Genomic DNA, 20,276 nt, shown 5'->3' with positions numbered 1-20,276 from the left:
TGATACCCGGACCAACCCGGTGCATTCACACCCACGCTGCACCGGCCATGCGCATTGCAGCGCCAGCCTGGTGCGATCCTGCCTCCTGGCATTGTCCGACTTTCACTAAGCAGCCTTTGTGCCCGAAGGCTCGGCAGCCGGCGGAACCGGCGCCACCGACAGGCGCACCGGCTGCGTCAGGTTCTCGGGCACGAGCAGCGCGTCCATCTCGGCGCGCGTCATGATGCCCAGCGACTCGGCCACCACGTCGATCGGCCCGCCCGTGGCGAGCGCGGTCTTGGCAATGAGCGCGGCCTTCTCGTAGCCGATGAGCGGGTTGAGCGCCGTGACCAGCGTGACCGATTCGCGCACCCGCTTGGCAAGGAACTCGCGGTTGGCCTCGATGCCGACGACGCAGTTCTTCTCCAGCGTGTTGCAGGCCCGGCTCAGGTGCTGGATGCTCTTGAACAGGCTCCAGCCCATGATCGGCTCGAAGGCGTTGAGCTGCAGCTGCCCGGCCTCGGACGCCAGCGTCACGGTGATGTCGTTGCCGATGACCTCGAAGGCCACCTGGTTCATCACCTCGGGAATCACGGGGTTGACCTTGCCCGGCATGATCGACGAGCCCGCCTGCCGCGCCGGCAGGCGGATTTCGCCGAAGCCGGCCTGCGGGCCGCTGGACAGCAGGCGCAGGTCGTTGCAGGTCTTGCTGAGCTTGGTCGCCACGCGCTTCAGCACGCCCGACAGCTGCACGAAGGCCCCCGTGTCCTGCGTGGCCTCGATGAGGTTGGCGGCCTGCTTGAGCGGCACGCCGGTCTGCTCGGCAAGGTACTGGCAGGCCAGGTTCGCGTAGCCGTGCGGCGCGTTGATGCCGGTGCCGATGGCGGTGGCGCCGAGGTTGATTTCCTCGATGAGCGCGCGCGCCTCGCCCAGCCGGGCCTCGTCTTCCCCAATCATGATCGCGTAGGTCAGGAACTCCTGGCCCAGCGTCATCGGCACGGCATCTTGCAGCTGCGTGCGGCCGATCTTGAGGATGTCCTTGAACTCGAGCGCCTTGGCCTCGAAGCTGCGGCGCAGCGACGCCATCGATTCGAGCAGCCGGTCGATGGCGAACCACAGCGCCAGGCGCACGGCCGTGGGGTACACGTCGTTGGTGCTCTGCGAGGCGTTGACGTGGTCGTTGGGATGCAGCACGTCGTAGCGCGCCTTCTCGTGGCCCAGCTTTTCGAGCGCGAGGTTGCAGATGACCTCGTTGGCGTTCATGTTGGTCGAGGTGCCCGCGCCGCCCTGGATGACGTCGACCACGAACTCGTCGAGCAGCTTGCCGTCGATGATGTCCTCGCAGGCCAGGATGATGGCCGCCGCGCGGTCGCGGTCGATGGCGCCCAGGTCGGCGTTGGCGCGGGTGGCGGCCTTCTTCACATAGGCCAGCGCGCGCACCAGGTCGGGCATGGCCGAGATGCGCGTGCCGGAGATGGGGAAGTTCTCGACCGCGCGCGCCGTGTGCACGCCCCAGTAGGCGGCGGCGGGGATCTGCTTGTCGCCGAGGAAGTCGTGTTCAGTCCTGAAATTGGAGCTCATGCAGGTTCCTCGGCTTAAAAAAAAGCACGCGTGAGGCGCGTGCCGGGGTTGTGCTGCTTGCAACGGCGAAAAAACTGCCGCGACTGTAGTGGCGCCGGCTCAAGGGCGCCAATGCCGTTTGCGGGGGGTCCTATGCGCGGCATTTATAGATTGTGCGTTGCACAAAATCCGGTCATTGACGCTGGGGCTGGGTGCCGACCAGGTAAGACCATAGCGCATCGGCCGTGCGTTTGGGCTGCAGGCCCTCGGAGGCCGAGGCCTTCGCAGCGCGGCCGCCACCGGTCTTGAGCGGGGCCGCCATGCCGGGCCGCTCGCGGTAGGCGCGGATTTCCATCGTCGCCTCCAGGCTGTCGATCTCGGGCGGCAGCGCGCTCACTAGCTTGCGGGCCTTGATCTCCTTGCGGACCGCGCTCTGCGGCAGGAAGGCGATGCCATGGCCTTCGAGCGCCATGACCTTCAGGCCTTCGGCCATGTCGGTCTCGTAGACCCGGTCGAGGTGGATTGCGGTGCCCGACTCCTTCAGCAGCTGGTCGACCACGCGGCCCAGGTAGGCGCCCGGCGCATAGCCCAGGTAGGGCAGCGGCTGACCGGGGCGCCCCGGCAGCCGGTAGCGCGGCGCGCCCTCGGCGTCGGCCTTGACCCAGGGGGCCACGGTTTCCTCGCCCAGGCTGACCATCTCGTACTTGTTGGCGTCCAGCTGCAGCGGCTGCGAGGGGTGGTGATAGGCGATCAGCAGGTCGCAGCTGCCCTCGACCAGCCGCAGCACCGCGTCGTGCACGTTGAGCGCGATGAGGCGGCTCTTGATCGGCCCGAAATGCTCGCGCAGGCTGGTCACCCACGAGGGGAAGAAGGTGAAGGCCAGCGTGTGCGGCACCGCGATCTCGATCACGTCCTGCCCGGCGGCGGAGTGGCCGCGCAGCATGGCGCGGGTGCTCTGCAGCGACTGCAGCATCTCGATGGCCTGACTGTAGAGCGTCTGGCCCGCGGGCGTGAGGCGCGTGGGGTACGAGCTGCGATCGACCAGGTCGGTGCCGGCCCAGCCCTCGAGCGCCTGGATGCGGCGCGAGAACGCCGGCTGCGTCACATGCCTCAACTGGGCCGAGCGGCTGAAGCTGCGGGTTTCCGCCAAACTGATGAAGTCTTCGAGCCACTTGGTTTCCATACGCGGCAATTATGCGAGCGCCGCGCCATACTGGGCGCCCCTCCTTTTCCCGCACTCGCCATGCCTTCAGCCGACGACCTGCTCGCCCTCAGCGCCACCGAACTCTCCCGCCGCATCGCCGCGCGCGACGTGTCCTGCCGCGAAACGATGCAGGCCTCGCTGGCCCGCATCGAGGCGCTGAACCCGCGCTTCAACGCCATCGTGTCGCTGCGCGATCCGGCGCAACTGCTGGCCGAGGCCGGCGAGCGCGACGCCGAACTCGCACGCGGCGAACGGCGCGGCTGGATGCACGGCTTTCCGCTGGCGGTGAAGGACCTGAGCCACGCCGCCGGCCTGCCGACCTCGATGGGTTCGCCGCTGTCGCCGCGCTCGCCGGCACGCACCGACAGCCTGCACGTGGCGCGCGCCAGGGCAGCCGGCGCCATCGTGATCGGCAAGACCAACACGCCTGAATTCGGGCTCGGCTCGCACACCTACAACACGGTGTTCGGCATCACGCGCAACGCTTACGCGCCCGATCGCAGCGCGGGCGGCAGCAGCGGTGGCGCCGCCGTGGCGCTGGCCCTGGGCATGCTGCCCGTGGCGGACGGCAGCGACATGATGGGCTCGCTGCGCAACCCCGCGGCCTTCAACAACGTGATCGGCATGCGACCCTCGCGCGGACGCGTGCCGGGCAACCCGGACGAGGAACTCTTCTTCCAGCAGCTGGGCTGCGAAGGCCCGATGGCGCGCACCGTGGAAGACGCGGCGCGGCTGCTGGCGGTGCAGGCCGGCTTCGACCCGCGCGTGCCGCTGTCGTCGCCCCACGCCCTGCCCTCGCCCGATGCACTGCAGCTCGACGGCGACGGCAGGGACTGCGCATCGGCTGGCTCGGCAGCATCTGGCCCGATCTGCCGCTGGCGCCCGGCATCCGCGAACTGGGCGAGAAGGCGCTCGGCACCTTCCGCACCATCGGCTGCGAGGTCGAGCCCTGCACGCTCGACGTGCCGCGCGAGCACAACTGGAGCGCATGGCTGCGGTTGAGGCAGCTGCTGGTGGGCGGCAAGCTGGGCGCGTACCTGAACGACCCGAAGCTGTTCGCGCAGCTCAAGCCCGAAGCGCAATGGGAGATCGAGCAGAGCCGGCACCTGGATGCGGCCTCGCTGTACCAAGCCTCGGTGTACCGCTCGAACGTGTACCGCGCCTTCCTCAGGCTGTTCGAGCGCTTCGACTTCGTGCTGGCGCCTACCGCGCAGGTGTTCCCGTTCGATGCGGAGTTGCACTGGCCGAAGGAAGTGGCCGGCGTGAAGAGCGACACCTACCACCGCTGGATGGAGATCGTCACGCCGTTCACGCTGGCGGGGCTGCCGACGCTGAACGTGCGCGCCGGCTTCGGCGAAGGCGGTCTTCCGATGGGGCTGCAGCTGGCGGGGCCGATCCATGCGGACCTCGATGTGCTGCGGCTCGGGCATGCGTACGACGAGGCGTGCGGCTGGGCCTCTCATCGCCCCCCGGTATTGGTGTGACTCCCTCCCCTTCCGGGGGAGGGCTGGGGTGGGGGCACGCGGCGTATCCATCGGGCGCCCTGCCTGCCCCCATCCCAACCTTCCCCCAGCGGGGGAAGGAGCAAGACATCAGATGGGAGTGAGAACGCCGCGCCCCGCGAAGTGCCCTTCGGCATTCGCAAGGAAATGGTCCACCGATTTCTGCGTCGCCTCGGGCGACCAGCCGGCCATGTGCGGCGTCAGCAGCACGTTGTCGAGGCCGATCAGCGGCTCGGGCCGCTTCGGCTCGCTCTCGTACACGTCGAGGCCGGCTCCGGCGATGCGGTTCTCGCGCAGCGCCGCCGCCAAAGCCTCGGTATCGACCACGCTGCCGCGCCCGATGCTCACCAGATAGCCCTTCGGCCCCAGCGCGTCGAGTACTTCGGCATTGACCAGGTGCTTCGTCGCGGGCCCGCCCGGCGCGGCCAGCACCAGGAAGTCGGCCCAGCCTGCCATCGACTTCAGGTCGTCGAAGTAGCGGTGCGTGGCGCCTTCGCGCGGCTTGCGGTTGTGATAGCCGACCTCCATGTCGAACGCCACCGCCCGCTTCGCGATCTTCTGCCCGATGGTGCCGAGCCCCAGGATGCCCAGCTTCTTGCCCGACACGTTCGGCGGCTGCGGAATCGCTTCGCGCCACACGCCTTCGCGGCACAGCCGGTCGAGCTTGCGGAACTCGCGCACGATGCCGATCAGCAGGCCGAAGGCGTGATCGGCCACGCAGTCGTCGTTGGTGCCCGCGCCGTTGGCCGTGACAATGCCGCGCGCACGCGTGGCTTCGAGCGGCACGCCCTCGTAGCCCGCGCCCATGCAGCAGATCAGTTCCACCGCCGGCATGGCCGCGATCTCCTCGGGCGTGATGCCGATGACGCCGATGGTCAGCACCGCGCGGAACTTCTTGCCGTGCTCGGCGATGGCAGCCGCGCGCTGCGCGTCGCCGAAGGCATAGGTCATGTCGTAGACCTCGGCAATCTGGGCCTGGTGGGCGCTCGAAAGGCTGTTGAGCACCAGCAGGGGAATCTTGGTCGGCACGTCTGAACTCCTGGATTCGATGGAAAGGAAAATGGATGATCGCGCTACATCAGCGGTGCCGCTTCGCTCTTCTGCAAAGCCCACATCTGGGCGTAGCGGCCCTGCTTCGCGAGCAGCTCGGCGTGCGTGCCGCGCTCGACGATCACGCCGGCTTCCAGCACCAGGATCTCGTGCGCGTCGACCACCGTCGACAGGCGGTGTGCGATGACCAGCGTGGTCTTGTCCTGCGCGGCGCTCTTCAGCTCCGACTGGATGGCGCGCTCGTTGGCCGAGTCGAGCGCCGAGGTGGCCTCGTCGAAGATCACGATCGGCGGGTTCTTCAGCAGCGTGCGCGCGATGGCCACGCGCTGCTTCTCGCCGCCCGAGAGCTTGAGCCCGCGCTCGCCCACGGTGGTGTCGTAGCCCTTGGGCGTGGCCGAGATGAAGTCGTGGATGCGCGCGGCCCGGGCGGCGGCCTCCACCTCCTCGCGCGTGGCGCCCGGACGGCCGTAGGCGATGTTGTATTCGACCGTGTCGTTGAACAGCACCGTGTCCTGCGGCACGATGCCGATGGCGCGCCGCACGCTCGACTGCGTGACTGCGCGGATGTCTTCGCCGCCGATGGTGATGCGGCCCTGCTGCACGTCGTAGAAGCGGTACAGCAGCCGCGCGAGCGTCGACTTGCCCGAGCCGGAAGGGCCAACCACGGCCACCGTCTTGCCGGCCGGAATCTCGAAGCTCACGTGCTTGAGGATCGGGCGTGCGGGCTCGTAGGCGAAGCTGACGTCTTCGAATCGGACGGTGGAGTTGATGCCGCCACCCTCACCCCAGCCCTCTCCCGGAGGGAGAGGGAGCAAGGACAAGGGCTGCGCACCGGGCGCGTCGCGCACCTCGCGCTCCTTCTCCATCAGCACGAACATCTTGTCGAGGTCGGTCAGGCTCTGCTTGATCTCGCGGTAGATCACACCGAGGAAGTTCAGCGGAATGTAGAGCTGGATCATGAAGGCGTTGACCATCACCAGGTCGCCCAGCGTCATGCGCCCGTCGACCACGCCCGAGGTGGCGCGCCACAGCATCAGCACCAGGCTGATGGCGATCAGCGCCTGCTGGCCGGTGTTGAGCATGCTCAGCGTGCGCTGGCTCTTGATGGCGGCCTTGCGGTAGCGGTCGAGGCTGGCGTCGTAGCGCCCGGCCTCGAAGTCTTCGTTGTTGAAGTACTTGACGGTTTCGTAGTTCAGCAACGAATCGACCGCGCGGCTCTGCGCCACCGAATCGAGCTCGTTCATGGTCTTGCGGAACTGCGTGCGCCACTCGGTCACGGTGACGGTGAAGCCGATGTACAGCACCAGCGCGGCTGCCGTGATCCAGACGAACAGCGAGTCGAACTTCACGCCCAGGATGGTGAGCACCAGCACCAGTTCGATGATGGTCGGCACGATGCTGTAGAGCGACATCGAGATCAGCGAGTGCACGCCGCGCGTGCCGCGCTCGATGTCGCGCGTCATGCCGCCGGTCTGGCGCTCCAGGTGGAAGCGCAGGCTCAGCGCGTGCAGGTGGCGGAACACCTCCAGCGCGATCTGCCGCGCCGTGCCCTCGGTGGCCTTGGCGAAGATCAGCTCGCGCAGTTCGCCAAACAGCGAGGTCGAGAAGCGCAGCAGCCCGTAGGCCAGCAGCAGGCCGATGGGCACGATGAGCAGCGCCTGCGCCAGGTCCGGCGCACCGGTCTTGGGCGTCATCGTGTCGACCAGGTTCTTCAGCAGCACCGGCACGCCCACGTTGGCGACCTTGGCGCCCACCATGAAGCCCAGCGCGGCGGCCACCCGCCACTTGTACTGCCAAAGATAGGGGAACAGGCGGCGAAGCGTCGCCCAGTCGGAACGGTCGCCGGTTGCAGGCGGATGGCCTCCGGCGGTGTGGGGGGAAGGAAGGGCTTCGCCGCTGCGGCGCATAGGGGACAATCGTGGTTGCTTGTTTGTTCCAGATTGTGCCCATGTCAGATACTTCCAGTGCCGCCGCCGCTGCCACCCTCAAGAGCCTGCCCACCGACATGGAGCTGGTGCTCAAGGTCATTCCGATGCCGGCGGACTGCAACGCCAACGGCGACATCTTCGGCGGCTGGGTCATGGCGCAGTGCGACCTGGCCGGCTCGGTGATTCCGGCGCGCTACGCCAAGGGCCGGCAGGCCACGGTGGCGGTCAACGAATTCATCTTCAAGCAGCCGGTGCGGCTGGGCGACATTCTTTCGTTCTATTCGAAGCTGGTGCGCATCGGGCGCACCTCGGTCACCGTCACGGTCGAGGTGTTCGCCGAGCGCTTCAGGGCGCAGGGCGAGTACATCAAGGTGACGCAGGCCACGTTCACCTACGTGGCCATCGACGACAACGGCCGTCCGCGGCCGATCGAAACGTAGTCCCCCAGGCTTCGCCCCCCTTGCCAGGGGCAACACCAACGGCCCGGGAAGCGCGTCAGACCTTGGAGAAATCCGGCTTGCGCTTCTCCATGAACGCGCCGAAGGCCTCGCGCGCCGCCGGCTCGCGCAGCATGCGACCGAAGCTCGCGCCTTCCTCGCCCATGCGCTCCAGCACGGCGGGCATCTGCGCCTTCTTCAGCAGGCGCTTGGTCTCCACCAGCGCGCTCAGTGGCTTGGCGGCGAGCTTGCGGGCCTGCGTTTGCGCGATGGCGTTGGCCTCGGTCGGCGGCACCACGCGGTTGACCAGGCCCACTTCGAGCGCGGCCTCGGCCATGAAGGGCTCGCCCAGCAGCAGTGCTTCGGCCGCACGGTGGTAGCCCAGCATCTGCGGCACCAGCAGGCTCGATGCCGCCTCGGGGCACAGGCCCAGGTTGACGAACGGCATCGAGAAAGCCGCGTTGTCGCCCGCGTAGACGAGGTCGCAGTGGAACAGCATCGTGGTGCCGATGCCCACGGCCGGGCCGCACACGGCCGCGACGATGGGCTTGGGAAAGGTCGCGATGCCGCGCAGGAAGCGGAACACCGGCGAGTCCTGCGTCGACGGCGGGCCGTTGAGGAAGTCGCCGATGTCGTTGCCCGCGCTGAAGATCGTCGGGTCGCCCTGGATCAGCACGCAGCGCACGGCCGCTTCGCTCTCGGCCGTGGCCAGCGCATCGGCCAGTTCGGCGTACATGCCGCTGGTGATCGAGTTCTTCTTGTCGACGCGGTTGAAGGTGATGGTCATCACACCGGCTTCGGTGTGGACGAGGATGTCGCTCATGGGAATGGTCCTTGGGTAAAAACGGGTGGCGACGCGGTCAGGCGTCGAGGGCTTCGCGTACGAAATCCAGGCGGTCCTGGCCCCAGAACATCTGGTCGCCGACGAACATGGTGGGAGCGCCGAACACGCCGCGCTCCACGGCTTCCTGCGTGACGGCCTTGAGGCGGTCCTTGGTTTCCTGTGCCCCGGCCAGCGCGAGCAGACCGGCGGCATCGAAGCCCGCATTCTGCAAGACAGCACCGACGATTGCCGGGTCGTTGAGATTCTTCGGTTCGACCCACATCGCGTGGAAGACCGCGTCGACATACGCACCGAAGCGCGCCGACTCCTTCATCTGCACCCCGGTGGCGCCGCGCATCAGCAGCAGCGTGTTGATCGGGAAATGCGGGTTGTGCACGAAGGGCACGCCGTAGCGCTTCGCGAACCGTTGCAGATCGGTCGTCATGTACGAACCCTTGGGCTTGATCTCGGCAGGCGAATGGTTGCCTGTGGCCTGGAACACACCGCCGAGCAGCATGGGCTTCCACACGAGCTCAGCGCCGGTGTCGGCGCAGACGTGCGGCAGCTGCGTCGCGGCCAGGTAGGCGGCGGGGCTGCCGAAGTCGAAATAGAAGTCGACGGATTTGGTCATGGGTGTTTCCTTAGGGCGCGTGCCCAGGCCACCGGGTACTCCCCTGCGCGAATGTCCCCCGCTTCGCTCCTCCTTTATTTCGCTGCGGGGAGCACCCGGTGCCCTGTGCACAGTGGACGCCGCGCTTGTGCGAGCCGATCAACGACCGCTCTGATCGATCACGCTGGCGGGGTGCTCTGCGCAGCGAAATAAAGGAGGAGCCCGAAGGGCGGGGGACATTCGCGGAGCAGAGTACCCCGTCGGCGGGATCGCGCCCCAGCACCATGCCAGTCATTCCTTGAAATAGACGATCTGATTGGAAGTAGCAAGCAACGCACCGTTTTCGCTCCAGAGCTGCGCAGCCTGGTCGAAGAAGCCGTTGCTGAACTGCTGCCCCGTCGCGCTGCCGAGCAGGTAGCCCGTGCCGACCTCGGCCAGCTGCGCCGCGTTGGCATGGAAATACGTGGTGATCGACACCGTGCCCACCGGCACCCGCGTGGCGCGGCGCAGCCACACGCGCGGGAAGAACAGGTCGCTCATGGCCGCGAGGGAGGCGAAGTCGAGCGCGCGTTGCTGCGCATCGCGCACCCAGATCCGGCTCTCGCTGTGATCGCCGCTGCCGTCCCATTTCGCAGGAATGCTGCCGCTGATCGGCCGCATCTCGTACTGGCCGATCCACGCCACGCCCGAAGGGCCGATGCTCATGCGCTCGACCATCTCGGGCCTTGGCACCTCGGGCATGGGCAGGTCGTTCCCGCTCCAGGTCTCGCGGCGCACGGCGGTCACCACGGTGGCGGTGGTCGTCATGCTCGGCGCGCCGCCGGGGCCGGCCTGCGTGATCTGCACCGTCCAGTGCTGCGTCGAGCGGTTGGTGCGCACGGCGGTGGCCTGGATGTCGAACGCACCGGCTTCGAGCGCCGCCGCGTAGTTCACCGTGAGCGCAATCGGCACGCCGAGCAGGTCGGGATGCTTCAGCACCGCCTGCAGCGCCAGCGCCGCGGTGGTGCCGCCGAAAGGGCCGACCATGTTCCAGTAGTCGGGACTGGTCATGCCCGTGAAGTGCCCCACGCGGATGTCGCTGTGGTGGATCGCCAGGGCCTTGTCGAAGGGGTGCGTGCTCGTCGTCATGATCGGCAGTGTGCCTCCGGTGGATGGCGTCACGCAGTCGTGTGCGGGACGTTGGCGTGCTGCAGCGCAGTAAGCGAGGCCAGCCGATGCAGCTTGTCGAGCGTGCTCGGCCAGAGGCTCTGGCTGAACTGCTCGCGGAAGAAGCCGAAGTGGCCGATGCGCCGGGCCTGCACGTCGGCCGGCGCGATGCGCTCCACCGCGCTCGGCGCGCCGGCATAGAAGCTCACGAGGCTTTCGGTGCCGGCGAGCGTCATGAGTTCGTCGTCGGTCATCGACAGCGCGAGCACCGGGAAGCGCACGCGGCCGTAGCTGCGCAGTGCCGCCTCGCCTTCCGCGCCGACGCTGTAGCGCGGGTTCAGGCACCAGCGCCGCCATTGCAGGATCACGCCGCGCGGCAGGTCGCCGACCTTCTTCAGCCGGCGGCCCGGGAAGTAGCCGCACAGCCGCGTGACCAGCGGCACGAGCACGAACCAGAAGTAGAGGATGCTGCGCTTGAGCTTGGGCGCGTTCTCGCGCCAGTAGCCGCTGCCCGCGGCGATGCTGACGAGGCCGTCGACCTGCTCTGGACGTCGCAGGAAACCCGGCAGCTGCGCGCCGAGGCTGTGGCCCAGCAGGTAGAGTGGCTGGCCGGGCAGCGCGGCCTTGGCCGCGTCGATCACCGCTTCGTAGTCGCGCGCCCAGTCGAGCAGGTCGGCCTTGAAGCCGCGCAGTGGCGCGTTGCCGCGCGAGTCGCCCGAGCCCCGGTAGTCGAAGGTCCAGACGCGCAGGCCCTGCTGCGCGAGCCATCGCGCGAAGGGCTCGTAGAACGACTGGCGCACGCCCATCGCGCCGCCGATCACGATGCTGGCGCGCGGCGCACCGACGGGCTCGTACGTTCGCACGGCCAGTTGCGTACTACCACCATCGATTGCAAGCTGATGCATCTGCATGACGTTGTTTCCTTCGTTGCCTCGACGCTCGTCCCGGTGTCTTGCGCGTTGCCTGATCAGACGCGCTCGAAGATTCCCGCGGCGCCTTGGCCCATGCCCACGCACATCGTGACCATGCCGTACTTGAGGTTCTCGCGGCGCAGCGCGTGCACCACGGTCGCCGCGCGGATCGCGCCGGTGGCGCCGAGCGGATGGCCCAGCGCAATCGCGCCGCCCATCGGGTTGACCTTCGACGGGTCGAGGCCCAGCGTGTTGATCACCGCGAGCGATTGCGCGGCGAAGGCTTCGTTGAGCTCGAACCAGTCGATGTCCTCGTGCTTCAGGCCGGCGTAGCGCAGCGCGGCCGGAATCGCCTCGATCGGGCCGATGCCCATGATGTGCGGCGGCACGCCCTTGCTGGCAAAGCTCACGAAGCGCGCGAGCGGCGTGAGGCCGTATTGCTTCACAGCCTTCTCGCTCGCGAGGATCAGCGCGCCGGCGCCGTCCGAGGTCTGCGAGCTGTTGCCGGCCGTGACCGTGCCGCGCGCGGCGAACACGGTGCGCAGCTTGGCGAGGCCTTCGAGGCTGGTGTCGGGGCGCGCGCCTTCGTCGAGGTTCACCGTGCGGGTCTTGGCGATCGACTCGCCGGTCTCGAGGTTCGGCGTGCGGTCGGTCACTTCGATGGGCGTGATCTCGTCGGCGAATTTGCCGGCCTTCTGCGCGGCCAGCGCCTTCTGGTGGGAGGCGAGCGCGAACGCGTCCTGCACCTCGCGGCTCACTTTCCACTGCTGCGCGACCTTCTCGGCCGTGAGGCCCATGCCGTAGGCGATGCCCACGTCTCCTTCGCGCTCGAAGATCGAGGGCGAGAGCGACGGCGAGTTGCCCATCATCGGCACCATGCTCATGCTCTCGACACCGGCCGCAATCATCACGTCGGCCTCTCCGACGCGGATGCGATCGGCGGCCATCTGCACGGCCGACAGGCCCGAGGCACAGAAGCGGTTGACGGTGATGCCGCCGATGCTGGTCGGAAGGCCCGCCAGCACCGCGCCGATGCGCGCGACGTTCAGGCCCTGCTGCGATTCGGGAATCGCGCAGCCGCAGATGATGTCTTCGATGGCCCTCGGGTCGAGGCTGGGCACGGCGGCGAGCGCGGCGCGCAGCGTGGTCACGAGCAGGTCGTCGGGACGGTAGTTGCGGAAGTAGCCGCGGTGCGACTTGCCGATGGGGGTGCGGGTGGCGGAGACGATGTAGGCGTCTTGAATCTGTTTCATGGCTTTTCAGTCCTTGTGTCTTGTCTTGCTCACTCGTCCGATGGGACGGCAGTTGGCTGTCTTGCTCCCTCTCCCGCTTGCGGGAGAGGGTTGGGGTGAGGGCTGTCTTCCTGCAGCGCTTGCAGGATGCGTTCCCGCACCGCGTCCGTCTGCGTCAGCACTTCGTGGTTCCAGAAGCGAAGTACGCGATAGCCCTGGGCCTCGATGAAGCGTGTGCGACTCTCGTCGTACGCGGCGGCTTCCACATGCTGACCGCCATCCAGTTCGACGATCAGCTTGGCTTCGAGGCAAGCGAAGTCCGCGAAATACGGACCTATCGGACGCTGGCGACGAAACTTGTAGTCGGCGAGGCGGCGATCCCGCAGGTGGTGCCAGAGCAGGGACTCAGCGTCGGTCGGGGTTTCTCGAAGGCTGCGTGCCCTCACCCTAGCCCTCTCCCGCAAGCGGGAGAGGGGATCGGACGCGCCTTGGTCTTCGCTCATGGTCTTTGCAGGCGTCAGTTACGCACCGGCTTCCCCGTGCTCAACATCCCCATGATCCGCTCCTGCGTCTTCGGATGCACGATCAGCGAGCAGAACGCCTTGCGTTCCAGCGTCATCAGGTACTCCTCGGTCACGAGCGATCCCGCATCCACATCACCGCCGGTCACCACGTTCGCGATCAGGCTCGCAATGTGGAAGTCGTGCGCGCTGATGAAGCCGCCGTCGCGCATGTTCACGAGCTGGCCCTTGATCGTCGCGGCGCCGCTGCGGCCCGCCACGCGGAAGCTGCGGCGCAGCGGTGGGCGGTAGCCGGCGTCGGCCATGGCCTTGGCCTGCTGCAGCGCCACGTACAGCAGCTCGTCCTTGTTCGGCACGATCACGTCGCTGTCGAGCAAATACCCGAGCTTCTTCGAGTCGAGCGCGCCGGTGCCCACCTTGGCCATTGCGGCGGCGGTGAAGCCTTCGGTGAGGAACGGCAGCAGGTCGGTGCCCGTCGAAGCCGAGGCGTTCTCGGCCGCGCGGCGCGCGATGTAGGTCAGGCCGCCCGCGCCGGGAATCAGCCCCACGCCGACTTCGACCAGGCCGATGTAGCTTTCCATTGCCGCGACCCGCTTGGCCGAGTGAATGGCCAGCTCGCAGCCGCCGCCCAGCGCCATGCCGCGCACCGCGGAGATCACCGGCACGCTGGCGTAGCGGATCTTGAGCATCACGTTCTGCAGCTCCTGCTCGGCGCCCTCCACCGCGCCGATGCCCGCGACCACGAAGGCCGGCAGCATCGACTGCAGGTCGGCGCCGACCGAGAACATCTCATCGGGCGACCAGATCACGAGGCCCTTGTATTCGGCTTCGGCCAGGTCGACTGCGGCGCCCAGCGCCTCGGCCACGTCGGGGCTGATGGCGTGCATCTTCGAATGGATGCTCGCGATGAGCACTTCACCATCCAGCGTCCACACGCGCACATCCCCTTCGTCGCTGATCGTGGTGCCCGCGGTGTTGGCGTCGGCCGCATTCGCACCGAGCACGCTTTCCGGAAACAACTGGCGGTCATGCACGGGCAGCTTGCGCTGCGGCACGAACTCGTTCTGCGACGCGCTCCACGAGCCTTCGGGCGTGTGAACGCCGCCAGCCTCGGCCACCGGGCCTTCGAACACCCACTTCGGCAGCGCAGCGCTGCTCAGCGCCTTGCCGGCATCGATGTCTTCCTGCACCCACTTGGCGACCTGCGCCCATCCTGCTTCCTGCCAGAGTTCGAACGGGCCCTGCTTCATGCCGAAGCCCCATCGCATCGCGAAGTCGATGTCGCGCGCGCTCTCGGCGATGTCGGCCAGGTGCACGGCGGCATAGTGGAAGCCGTCGCGCAGGATCGCCCAGAGGAACTGCCCCTGCGGCCCTTCGCTCTCGCGCAGCAGCTTCAGGCGCTCGCCCGCGGGCTTCTTGAGCATGCGGCCGTACACCTCGTCGGCCTTGGCGCCGGCAGGCACGTACTCGCCGCTCTTCAGGTCGAAGCGCAGGATGTCGCGGCCGGCCTTCTTGAAGAAGCCGGCCTTGGTCTTCTGGCCCAGGTTGCCGAGTTCGAGCAGCTTGGCGAGCACCGGCGGCGTCGCGAAGTTGGCGTAGAACGGATCGCTCTCGGCGTTGAGGTTGTCCTGCAGCGTCTTCACGACGTGGGCCATGGTGTCCAGGCCCACCACGTCGGCGGTGCGGAAGGTGCCCGAGCTGGCGCGGCCCAGCTTCTTGCCCGTGAGGTCGTCCACCACGTCGGGCGTGAGGCCGAACTTCTCGACTTCCTTCAGCGTGGCCAGCATGCCGGCGATGCCGACGCGGTTGGCGATGAAGTTGGGCGTGTCGTGCGCGCGCACCACGCCCTTGCCCAGCGTGCTGGTGACGAAGGCCTCGAGGTCGTCGAGCACCTGCGGTTGCGTGGTGGGCGTGTTGATCAGCTCCACGAGGAACATGTAGCGCGGCGGGTTGAAGAAGTGAATGCCGCAGAAGCGCGGCTTCAGCGCTTCGGGCAGCGCCTCGCTCAGCTTGGTGATCGACAGGCCCGAGGTGTTCGAGGCCAGGATCGAATGCTTGGCCACGTGGGGCGCGATCTTCTTGTACAGATCGAGCTTCCAATCCATGCGCTCGGCAATGGCCTCGATGATGAGATCGCACTCGCCGAGCTTGGCGAGGTCGTCTTCGTAGTTGGCCTGCTCGATCAACACGGCATCGGCCACGTCGCCGAGCGGCGCGGGCTTGAGCTTCTTGAGGTTGTCGATGGCGCGCGTGACGATGCCGTTCTTCGGGCCTTCCTTCGCGGCCAGGTCGAACAGCACGACGGGCACGCGCACGTTGACGAGATGGGCCGCAATCTGCGCGCCCATCACGCCGGCGCCGAGCACGGCGACCTTCTTCACTTGAAATCGGGACATGTTGCTTGGTATTTCTTGGATAGGTTGCGCGCAAGCTTGTTCACTGCGCGCGGTTCCAGGTTTGGGTGCGCCAGAAGGGGCCGAGGTAGCCGCGCACTTCGAGCTTCTTGCCGCCCTCGATGGGCGTGAAGCTCGCGCGGTATTCCTTGCCGTTCTCGGGGTCGAGGATCTTGCCGCCTTCCCAGACGTCCTTGGCCTCGGCCTTCTTGCCGCCGCGGATGATCTCCAGGCCCGCGATGGGCTTGCCCTTGCGGTCGTCGCTGCATTCATCGCAGACCGCGTCGGGCTTGGCGTCCTTCTTCAACGACTTCTCGATGCGGCCGAGCAGCGCGCCGTTGGCCTCGGCGATGCGGATCTCGGCCTTGACCTCGCCGGTCTTGTCGTCGACGTTGCGCCACAAGCCCACCGGCGTGACAGCGGTGCCCTGGGCCATGGCCGACGACGCAGCGGTGACGGTGAACAGGACTGCTGCAAGCGTTGCTTTCATGAGCGGCTTCCGTTGGAGTGTTGAAGAAAGACCTGTGGGCTTCAGGCCAGCGCTGCGTCGGTGTCCATCAGCACCTTGCTGCCGGCGCGCGCGGTACGCATCAGCGTCGCGGTCTCGGGGAACAGCTTGGCGAAGTAGAAGCGTGCGGTCTGCAGCTTGGCGACGTAGAACGGGTCGGTATTGCCGGCGGCAATTTCGCGCAGCGCCACCTGCGCCATGCGTGCGAACAGGTAGCCGAACACGAAGTGGCCGGCCACGCGCAGGTAGTCGACCGCGGCGGCGCCCACTTCGTCGGGGTTCTGGAAGCCCTTGAAGCCGATCTCGGTCGTGAACTTGGTGAGCTGGTCGCCGAGCATCGCGATCGGGTTGATGAACTCGGCCATCTTCTCGTTCACGCCCTCTTCTTCCACCAGCTTCGCGACGAGCTTGCCGAACTTCTTCAGCGACGCGCCGTTGTTGCCCAGCACCTTGCGGCCCAGCAGGTCGAGCGACTGGATGGTGTTGGTGCCTTCATAGATCATGTTGATGCGGTTGTCGCGCACGAACTGCTCCATGCCCCATTCCTTGATGAAGCCGTGGCCGCCGAACACCTGCATGCAGGCGTTGGTCGCGGTGTGGCCGTTGTCGGTGATGAAGGCCTTGACGATGGGTGTCAGCAGCGCGACGAGCTCGCCCGAGTCCTTGCGCACCTTCTCGTCGGGGTGGTTGTGTTCCTTGTCGAGCAGCAGCGTGCAGAAGATCTGCAGCGCGCGGCCGCCTTCGGCATACGCCTTGGCCGTGAGCAGCATCTTGCGCACGTCGGGGTGCACGATGATCGGGTCGGCTTCCTTGTCCTTGGCCTTCACGCCCGAGAGCGAGCGCATCTGCACGCGGTCCTTGGCGTAGGCCAGCGCATTCTGGTAGGCCACTTCGGTCAGGCCCAGCGACTGATTGCCCACGCCCAGGCGCGCGGCGTTCATCATCACGAACATCGCGGCCAGGCCCTTGTTGGGCTCGCCCACCAGCGTGCCGGTGGCGCCTTCGATCACGATCTGCGCGGTGGCGTTGCCGTGGATGCCCATCTTGTGCTCCAGGCCGGCGCAGAAGATCGGGTTGCGCTCGCCGAGCGAGCCGTCGGCCTTGACCTTGAACTTCGGCACCACGAACAGGCTGATGCCCTTGCTGCCCCTGGGCGCATCGGGCAGGCGGGCAAGCACCAGGTGAATGATGTTGCTCGTCATGTCGTGCTCGCCGGCCGAGATGAAGATCTTGCTGCCGGTGATGCGGTAGGTGCCGTCGGGCTGCGGCTCGGCCTTGGTGCGCAGCAGGCCGAGGTCGGTGCCGCAATGGGGTTCGGTCAGGCACATGGTGCCGGTCCACTCGCCGCTCGTGAGCTTGGGCAGGTAGGTCTTCTTCTGTTCGTCGGTGCCGTGCGCCACGAGCGCTTCGTACGCGCCGTGCGAAAGGCCGGGATACATGGTCCAGGCCTGGTTGGCGCTGTTGAGCATCTCGAACAGGCACTGGTTCACCACGAAGGGCAGGCCCTGGCCGCCGAAGGCCGGGTCGCACGACAGCGCGGGCCAGCCGCCTTCGACGTACTTGGCGTAGGCGTCCTTGAAGCCCTTGGGCGTCTTCACTTCGTGCGTGGTCTTGTCGAGCGTGCAGCCCTCTTCGTCGCCGCTGATGTTCAGCGGGAAAGCCACCTCGGCAGCGAACTTGCCGGCCTCTTCGATCACCGCGTTGATGGTGTCGGCGTCGGTTTCGGCGTGGGCCGGCAGCGCCTTGAGTTCCTCGGCAACGTTGAGCACTTCGTGCAGCACGAACTGCATGTCGCGTACGGGTGGGTTGTAGGTGGGCATCCGGAACTCTCCTGGTCGAAGCTAGATAGAAAAAGAAAAAGGGGAAAACAGAAAACGGGGACAGGCCACGCGCCTCAGCGCACGGTCTTGAGGCGGCGGCCCGCCGGCGCAGCGGCCCCGGCCTTCGGCGCGTCGGGCGTGGCGCTGCGCGCGAGGATGTTGTCGAAGCCGACCTTGGCGCGGCCGATGGAGCCGGGCACCTGAAGAAAACGCGCCTCGTAGTGCAGCGCGAGGATCAGGCCGTGGATCTCGAACGCCACCTGGCGCTCGTCGGCGTCGGCGCGCAGGTGGCCTTCGCTCTGTGCCTGCACGATGGCGCGCAGCACAGCGGCCTGCCAGATGCTGACCGACTCGACCAGCGCGTCGCGCACCGGACCCGGGCGGTCGTCGAATTCGGAGGCGCCGCTGATGTAGATGCAGCCCGAGTCGATCTCGGTCGAGGTGCGCTTCATCCAGTTGGCGAACATGGCGCGCAGGCGCGGCAGGCCGCGCGGCGCCTCGAGGGCGGGAAAGAACACTTCCTGCTCGAAGCGCGCGTGGTATTCGCGCACCACCGAGATCTGCAGTTCCTCGCGCGAGCCGAAGTGGGCGAACACGCCCGACTTGCTCATCTTGGTGATTTCCGCCACGGCGCCGATCGACAGGCCCTCCAGCCCGATCTGCGCGGCCAGCGCCAGCGCGGCGTCGACGATGATGGCCTTGGTCTGCTGGCCCTTCTGGGCGGCACGCACGGGCTTGGCGGAAACGGCAGTGGCGGTCATCGTGGAATTCCCTGAAAAACGAACGGTCGTTCTATTTTGCAGGGCTTTGCACTTTCGGCCACAAGAGACCTTCGGCGTTTGAAGGTTAATTGACGCGGGACGGGGCCGCCACCGGCCCCGTCCCTGTCACTTCCTTTCAGAACTCCTGCGACACCGGCCGCAGCACGACTTCGTTGATGTCCACGTTCGCCGGCTGCTCCACCGCGTAGACGACGGCGCGCGCCACCGAATCCGCGGGGATCTGGTTGGCGTCGTAGAACGCCTTCACGCCAGCCGCGCTCTCGGCATCGCTGCTGCCGAACTTCAGCTCCGAATCGACCGCCCCGGGCGACACGATGGTCACGCGCACGCCGCTGTTGCCCACCTCGACACGCAAGCCCTCGGAGATGGCGCGCACCGCATGCTTGGTGGCGCTGTACACCGTGCCGATGGGCGTGAACACCTTCAACCCCGCAATGGAAGCGACGTTGACGATGTGCCCGCTGCCCTGCGCCTGCATGCGCGGCAGCACAGCTGCAATGCCGTAGAGCACGCCCTTGATGTTGACGTCGATGGTGCGGTCCCACTCGTCGACCTTGAGTTTCTCGAGCGGCGACAGCGGCATCACGCCCGCGTTGTTGACCAGCACGTCGATGCGGCCGAAGGCTTCGACGGTCGCTTCGGCGAGCTTCTCGAGGTCGGCACGCTTCGCCACGTCGGTGGCCACGGCGATGGCCTCGCCGCCGGCTTCGCGGATCTCGGCGACGAGCTTGTCGAGCCGGTCGGTGCGGCGCGCCGCGAGCACCACCTTCGCGCCGCGCGCGGCCAGGTGGCGCGCCGTCGATTCGCCGAGCCCGCTGCTCGCGCCGGTGACGATGGCGACCTTGCCCTTGATGTTGTCTTGAACGGATGTCATGGAAATTCCTTTCGGGTGTGTTGAAGAAGTGCATGCAGTGTGGAAAATCCAGGCGTTCCAGTAAATGAAACTCTGGCGACTTCAGAATTCCTCAAAAAGGAACACCCCATGTCCAACCGCCTCGAAGCCCTGCGCGTCTTTTTCACCGCTGCCGATGCCGCCAACTTCCGCGAAGCTGCGGTGCGCCTGTCCGTGTCGCCGCAGGTGGTGACGCGTGCGGTGCGCGAGCTGGAAGAAGAACTGGGCGAGCCGCTTTTTCACCGCAGCACACGCGGCGTGCAGCTCACCGATTTCGGGCGGCAACTCGCGCAGCGCGCGCGTGTCGCGGTGGGCGGCGTCGACGCACTGTTCCACCGCACCGACCGGCGCGCGCTGTCGCAGCACGCGGGCACGGTGCGCGTCACCGCGCCCAACGTGTTCGGCCGCCGGCTGATCCCGCAGGTGCTGGCACCGATGCTGGCCGAGCATCCCGGCCTGGTGCTCGACCTGAGGCTGTCGGAAACCCATGCCGACGTGGTCGACGAGCAGATCGACATCGGGGTGCGGGCAGGCCCCATCCGCGATGCGCGCTTCGTCGCGCGCACCGTCGGCAAGATGCGCCTCTATGTGGTCGCCGCGCCGGCGCTGATCGAGCGCACTGGCATTCCGAAGAGCCTCGACGAGTTGCCCGGCTTTCCGCTCACCGCGCTGATGGACCGCAGCTCGGGCCGCCCGTGGTCGTGGTTCTTCAGCAAGGGGCGGCAGGTGCCGGTCGCCGCGCCGTCCTTCGTCACCGACGACGTCGATGCCGAGTGCGCCGCGGTGCGCGCAGGCCTGGGCTTCGGCCAGCTCGTGGGCCCGCTGGCCGAGCCGCTGCTGCAATCGGGCGAGTTGGTGGCGGTGCTCGAGGCCGAGGCGCCCGAGCCCTGGCCGATCCATGTCTACCGCTCGCAGCGCGCGCCGGTGCCGGCGCGCGTACGGCTGGTGTACGACGAACTGATCCGCGTGCTGCGCTGA

17 protein-coding genes and 1 pseudogene are annotated in these 20,276 nt (G+C 67.3%); 3 read left to right on the top strand and 15 right to left on the bottom strand.

The annotated features are described in order from the left end of the window. Positions 1–105 precede the first annotated feature (105 nt). Positions 106–1,560, bottom strand: coding sequence for an aspartate ammonia-lyase (locus ASC92_RS08545; RefSeq protein WP_056513271.1), 1,455 nt, complete (start codon positions 1,558–1,560; stop codon positions 106–108). Between the two features lie 172 nt (positions 1,561–1,732). Further along, entirely contained in the window at positions 1,733–2,722 is a 990-nt protein-coding gene (locus ASC92_RS08540) for a LysR substrate-binding domain-containing protein (RefSeq protein WP_056513268.1), read from the bottom strand. Positions 2,723–2,782: 60 nt separating this feature from the next. On the opposite strand from ASC92_RS08540, the pseudogene ASC92_RS08535 reads away from it, so the two are divergent. After that, positions 2,783–4,227, top strand: a pseudogene (locus tag ASC92_RS08535) (amidase). Between the two features lie 108 nt (positions 4,228–4,335). Here ASC92_RS08535 and ASC92_RS08530 read toward each other — a convergent pair. Further along, positions 4,336–5,274 (bottom strand): 2-hydroxyacid dehydrogenase, encoded by a 939-nt coding sequence (locus ASC92_RS08530; protein WP_056513264.1) that lies wholly within the window; start codon positions 5,272–5,274, stop codon positions 4,336–4,338. Positions 5,275–5,318: 44 nt separating this feature from the next. Beyond that, positions 5,319–7,202 carry an ABCB family ABC transporter ATP-binding protein/permease gene (locus tag ASC92_RS08525; protein WP_056513261.1) on the bottom strand — a complete coding sequence of 628 codons (1,884 nt, stop codon included), beginning with the start codon at positions 7,200–7,202 and terminating at the stop codon, positions 5,319–5,321. 41 nt (positions 7,203–7,243) lie between these two features. Between ASC92_RS08525 and ASC92_RS08520 the strand changes: the two genes are divergently transcribed. Further along, entirely contained in the window at positions 7,244–7,663 is a 420-nt protein-coding gene (locus tag ASC92_RS08520) for an acyl-CoA thioesterase (protein WP_056513335.1), read from the top strand. Between the two features lie 55 nt (positions 7,664–7,718). Here ASC92_RS08520 and ASC92_RS08515 read toward each other — a convergent pair whose 3' ends face one another. The 11 genes from ASC92_RS08515 to ASC92_RS08465 form a co-directional block, all read right to left on the bottom strand. Further along, a complete protein-coding gene (locus ASC92_RS08515; protein WP_056513258.1) occupies positions 7,719–8,483 on the bottom strand; it encodes an enoyl-CoA hydratase in 765 nt (254 codons plus the stop codon). Positions 8,484–8,520: 37 nt separating this feature from the next. After that, positions 8,521–9,114, bottom strand: coding sequence for a 2-hydroxychromene-2-carboxylate isomerase (locus tag ASC92_RS08510; protein ID WP_056513255.1), 594 nt, complete (start codon positions 9,112–9,114; stop codon positions 8,521–8,523). Positions 9,115–9,384: 270 nt separating this feature from the next. Further along, positions 9,385–10,221 carry an acyl-CoA thioesterase gene (locus ASC92_RS08505; RefSeq protein WP_056513252.1) on the bottom strand — a complete coding sequence of 279 codons (837 nt, stop codon included), beginning with the start codon at positions 10,219–10,221 and terminating at the stop codon, positions 9,385–9,387. A gap of 29 nt (positions 10,222–10,250) precedes the next feature. Continuing rightward, positions 10,251–11,150 carry an alpha/beta fold hydrolase gene (locus tag ASC92_RS08500; RefSeq protein ID WP_056513250.1) on the bottom strand — a complete coding sequence of 300 codons (900 nt, stop codon included), beginning with the start codon at positions 11,148–11,150 and terminating at the stop codon, positions 10,251–10,253. A 56-nt stretch (positions 11,151–11,206) separates the two neighbouring features. Next, complete coding sequence (locus tag ASC92_RS08495; RefSeq protein ID WP_056513247.1) at positions 11,207–12,403, bottom strand: acetyl-CoA C-acyltransferase; 1,197 nt, start codon at positions 12,401–12,403, stop codon at positions 11,207–11,209. Between the two features lie 29 nt (positions 12,404–12,432). Beyond that, positions 12,433–12,885: an endonuclease domain-containing protein gene (locus tag ASC92_RS08490; RefSeq protein WP_157609006.1), complete on the bottom strand. Its 453-nt coding sequence runs from the start codon at positions 12,883–12,885 to the stop codon at positions 12,433–12,435. A gap of 14 nt (positions 12,886–12,899) precedes the next feature. After that, positions 12,900–15,299, bottom strand: coding sequence for a 3-hydroxyacyl-CoA dehydrogenase/enoyl-CoA hydratase family protein (locus ASC92_RS08485; RefSeq protein ID WP_056513243.1), 2,400 nt, complete (start codon positions 15,297–15,299; stop codon positions 12,900–12,902). A gap of 40 nt (positions 15,300–15,339) precedes the next feature. Beyond that, a complete protein-coding gene (locus tag ASC92_RS08480) occupies positions 15,340–15,786 on the bottom strand; it encodes a DUF2147 domain-containing protein (RefSeq protein ID WP_056513240.1) in 447 nt (148 codons plus the stop codon). 41 nt (positions 15,787–15,827) lie between these two features. Beyond that, positions 15,828–17,624 carry an acyl-CoA dehydrogenase C-terminal domain-containing protein gene (locus ASC92_RS08475; RefSeq protein ID WP_056513238.1) on the bottom strand — a complete coding sequence of 599 codons (1,797 nt, stop codon included), beginning with the start codon at positions 17,622–17,624 and terminating at the stop codon, positions 15,828–15,830. 74 nt (positions 17,625–17,698) lie between these two features. Continuing rightward, on the bottom strand, positions 17,699–18,385 hold the full coding sequence (locus tag ASC92_RS08470; RefSeq protein WP_056513235.1) for a TetR/AcrR family transcriptional regulator: 687 nt from the start codon (positions 18,383–18,385) through the stop codon (positions 17,699–17,701). 136 nt (positions 18,386–18,521) lie between these two features. Beyond that, the gene (locus tag ASC92_RS08465; protein ID WP_056513232.1) at positions 18,522–19,280 is read right to left on the bottom strand and encodes an SDR family oxidoreductase; all 759 of its coding nucleotides are present in this window, start codon (positions 19,278–19,280) and stop codon (positions 18,522–18,524) included. 108 nt (positions 19,281–19,388) lie between these two features. Between ASC92_RS08465 and ASC92_RS08460 the strand changes: the two genes are divergently transcribed. Then, complete coding sequence (locus ASC92_RS08460) at positions 19,389–20,276, top strand: LysR family transcriptional regulator (RefSeq protein WP_056513229.1); 888 nt, start codon at positions 19,389–19,391, stop codon at positions 20,274–20,276.

The sequence above is a fragment of the Variovorax sp. Root411 genome, from assembly GCF_001425205.1.
Classification (GTDB): Bacteria; Pseudomonadota; Gammaproteobacteria; order Burkholderiales; family Burkholderiaceae_C; genus Variovorax.
The sequence above is the reverse complement of the archived record's forward strand: the minus strand, read 5'-3'. Positions and strand labels throughout refer to the sequence as shown.

Bases quoted from the DNA above. Each gene is read 5' to 3' on its own strand.
- ASC92_RS08545 (WP_056513271.1), bottom strand. From the start codon at position 1,560: ATGAGCTCCAATTTCAGGACTGAACACGACTTCCTCGGCGACAAGCAG.
- ASC92_RS08540 (WP_056513268.1), bottom strand. From the start codon at position 2,722: ATGGAAACCAAGTGGCTCGAAGACTTCATCAGTTTGGCGGAAACCCGC.
- ASC92_RS08525 (WP_056513261.1), bottom strand. From the start codon at position 7,202: ATGCGCCGCAGCGGCGAAGCCCTTCCTTCCCCCCACACCGCCGGAGGC.
- ASC92_RS08520 (WP_056513335.1), top strand. From the start codon at position 7,244: ATGTCAGATACTTCCAGTGCCGCCGCCGCTGCCACCCTCAAGAGCCTG.
- ASC92_RS08515 (WP_056513258.1), bottom strand. From the start codon at position 8,483: ATGAGCGACATCCTCGTCCACACCGAAGCCGGTGTGATGACCATCACC.
- ASC92_RS08510 (WP_056513255.1), bottom strand. From the start codon at position 9,114: ATGACCAAATCCGTCGACTTCTATTTCGACTTCGGCAGCCCCGCCGCC.
- ASC92_RS08505 (WP_056513252.1), bottom strand. From the start codon at position 10,221: ATGACGACGAGCACGCACCCCTTCGACAAGGCCCTGGCGATCCACCAC.
- ASC92_RS08500 (WP_056513250.1), bottom strand. From the start codon at position 11,150: ATGCAGATGCATCAGCTTGCAATCGATGGTGGTAGTACGCAACTGGCC.
- ASC92_RS08495 (WP_056513247.1), bottom strand. From the start codon at position 12,403: ATGAAACAGATTCAAGACGCCTACATCGTCTCCGCCACCCGCACCCCC.
- ASC92_RS08490 (WP_157609006.1), bottom strand. From the start codon at position 12,885: ATGAGCGAAGACCAAGGCGCGTCCGATCCCCTCTCCCGCTTGCGGGAG.
- ASC92_RS08485 (WP_056513243.1), bottom strand. From the start codon at position 15,299: ATGTCCCGATTTCAAGTGAAGAAGGTCGCCGTGCTCGGCGCCGGCGTG.
- ASC92_RS08480 (WP_056513240.1), bottom strand. From the start codon at position 15,786: ATGAAAGCAACGCTTGCAGCAGTCCTGTTCACCGTCACCGCTGCGTCG.
- ASC92_RS08475 (WP_056513238.1), bottom strand. From the start codon at position 17,624: ATGCCCACCTACAACCCACCCGTACGCGACATGCAGTTCGTGCTGCAC.
- ASC92_RS08470 (WP_056513235.1), bottom strand. From the start codon at position 18,385: ATGACCGCCACTGCCGTTTCCGCCAAGCCCGTGCGTGCCGCCCAGAAG.
- ASC92_RS08465 (WP_056513232.1), bottom strand. From the start codon at position 19,280: ATGACATCCGTTCAAGACAACATCAAGGGCAAGGTCGCCATCGTCACC.
- ASC92_RS08460 (WP_056513229.1), top strand. From the start codon at position 19,389: ATGTCCAACCGCCTCGAAGCCCTGCGCGTCTTTTTCACCGCTGCCGAT.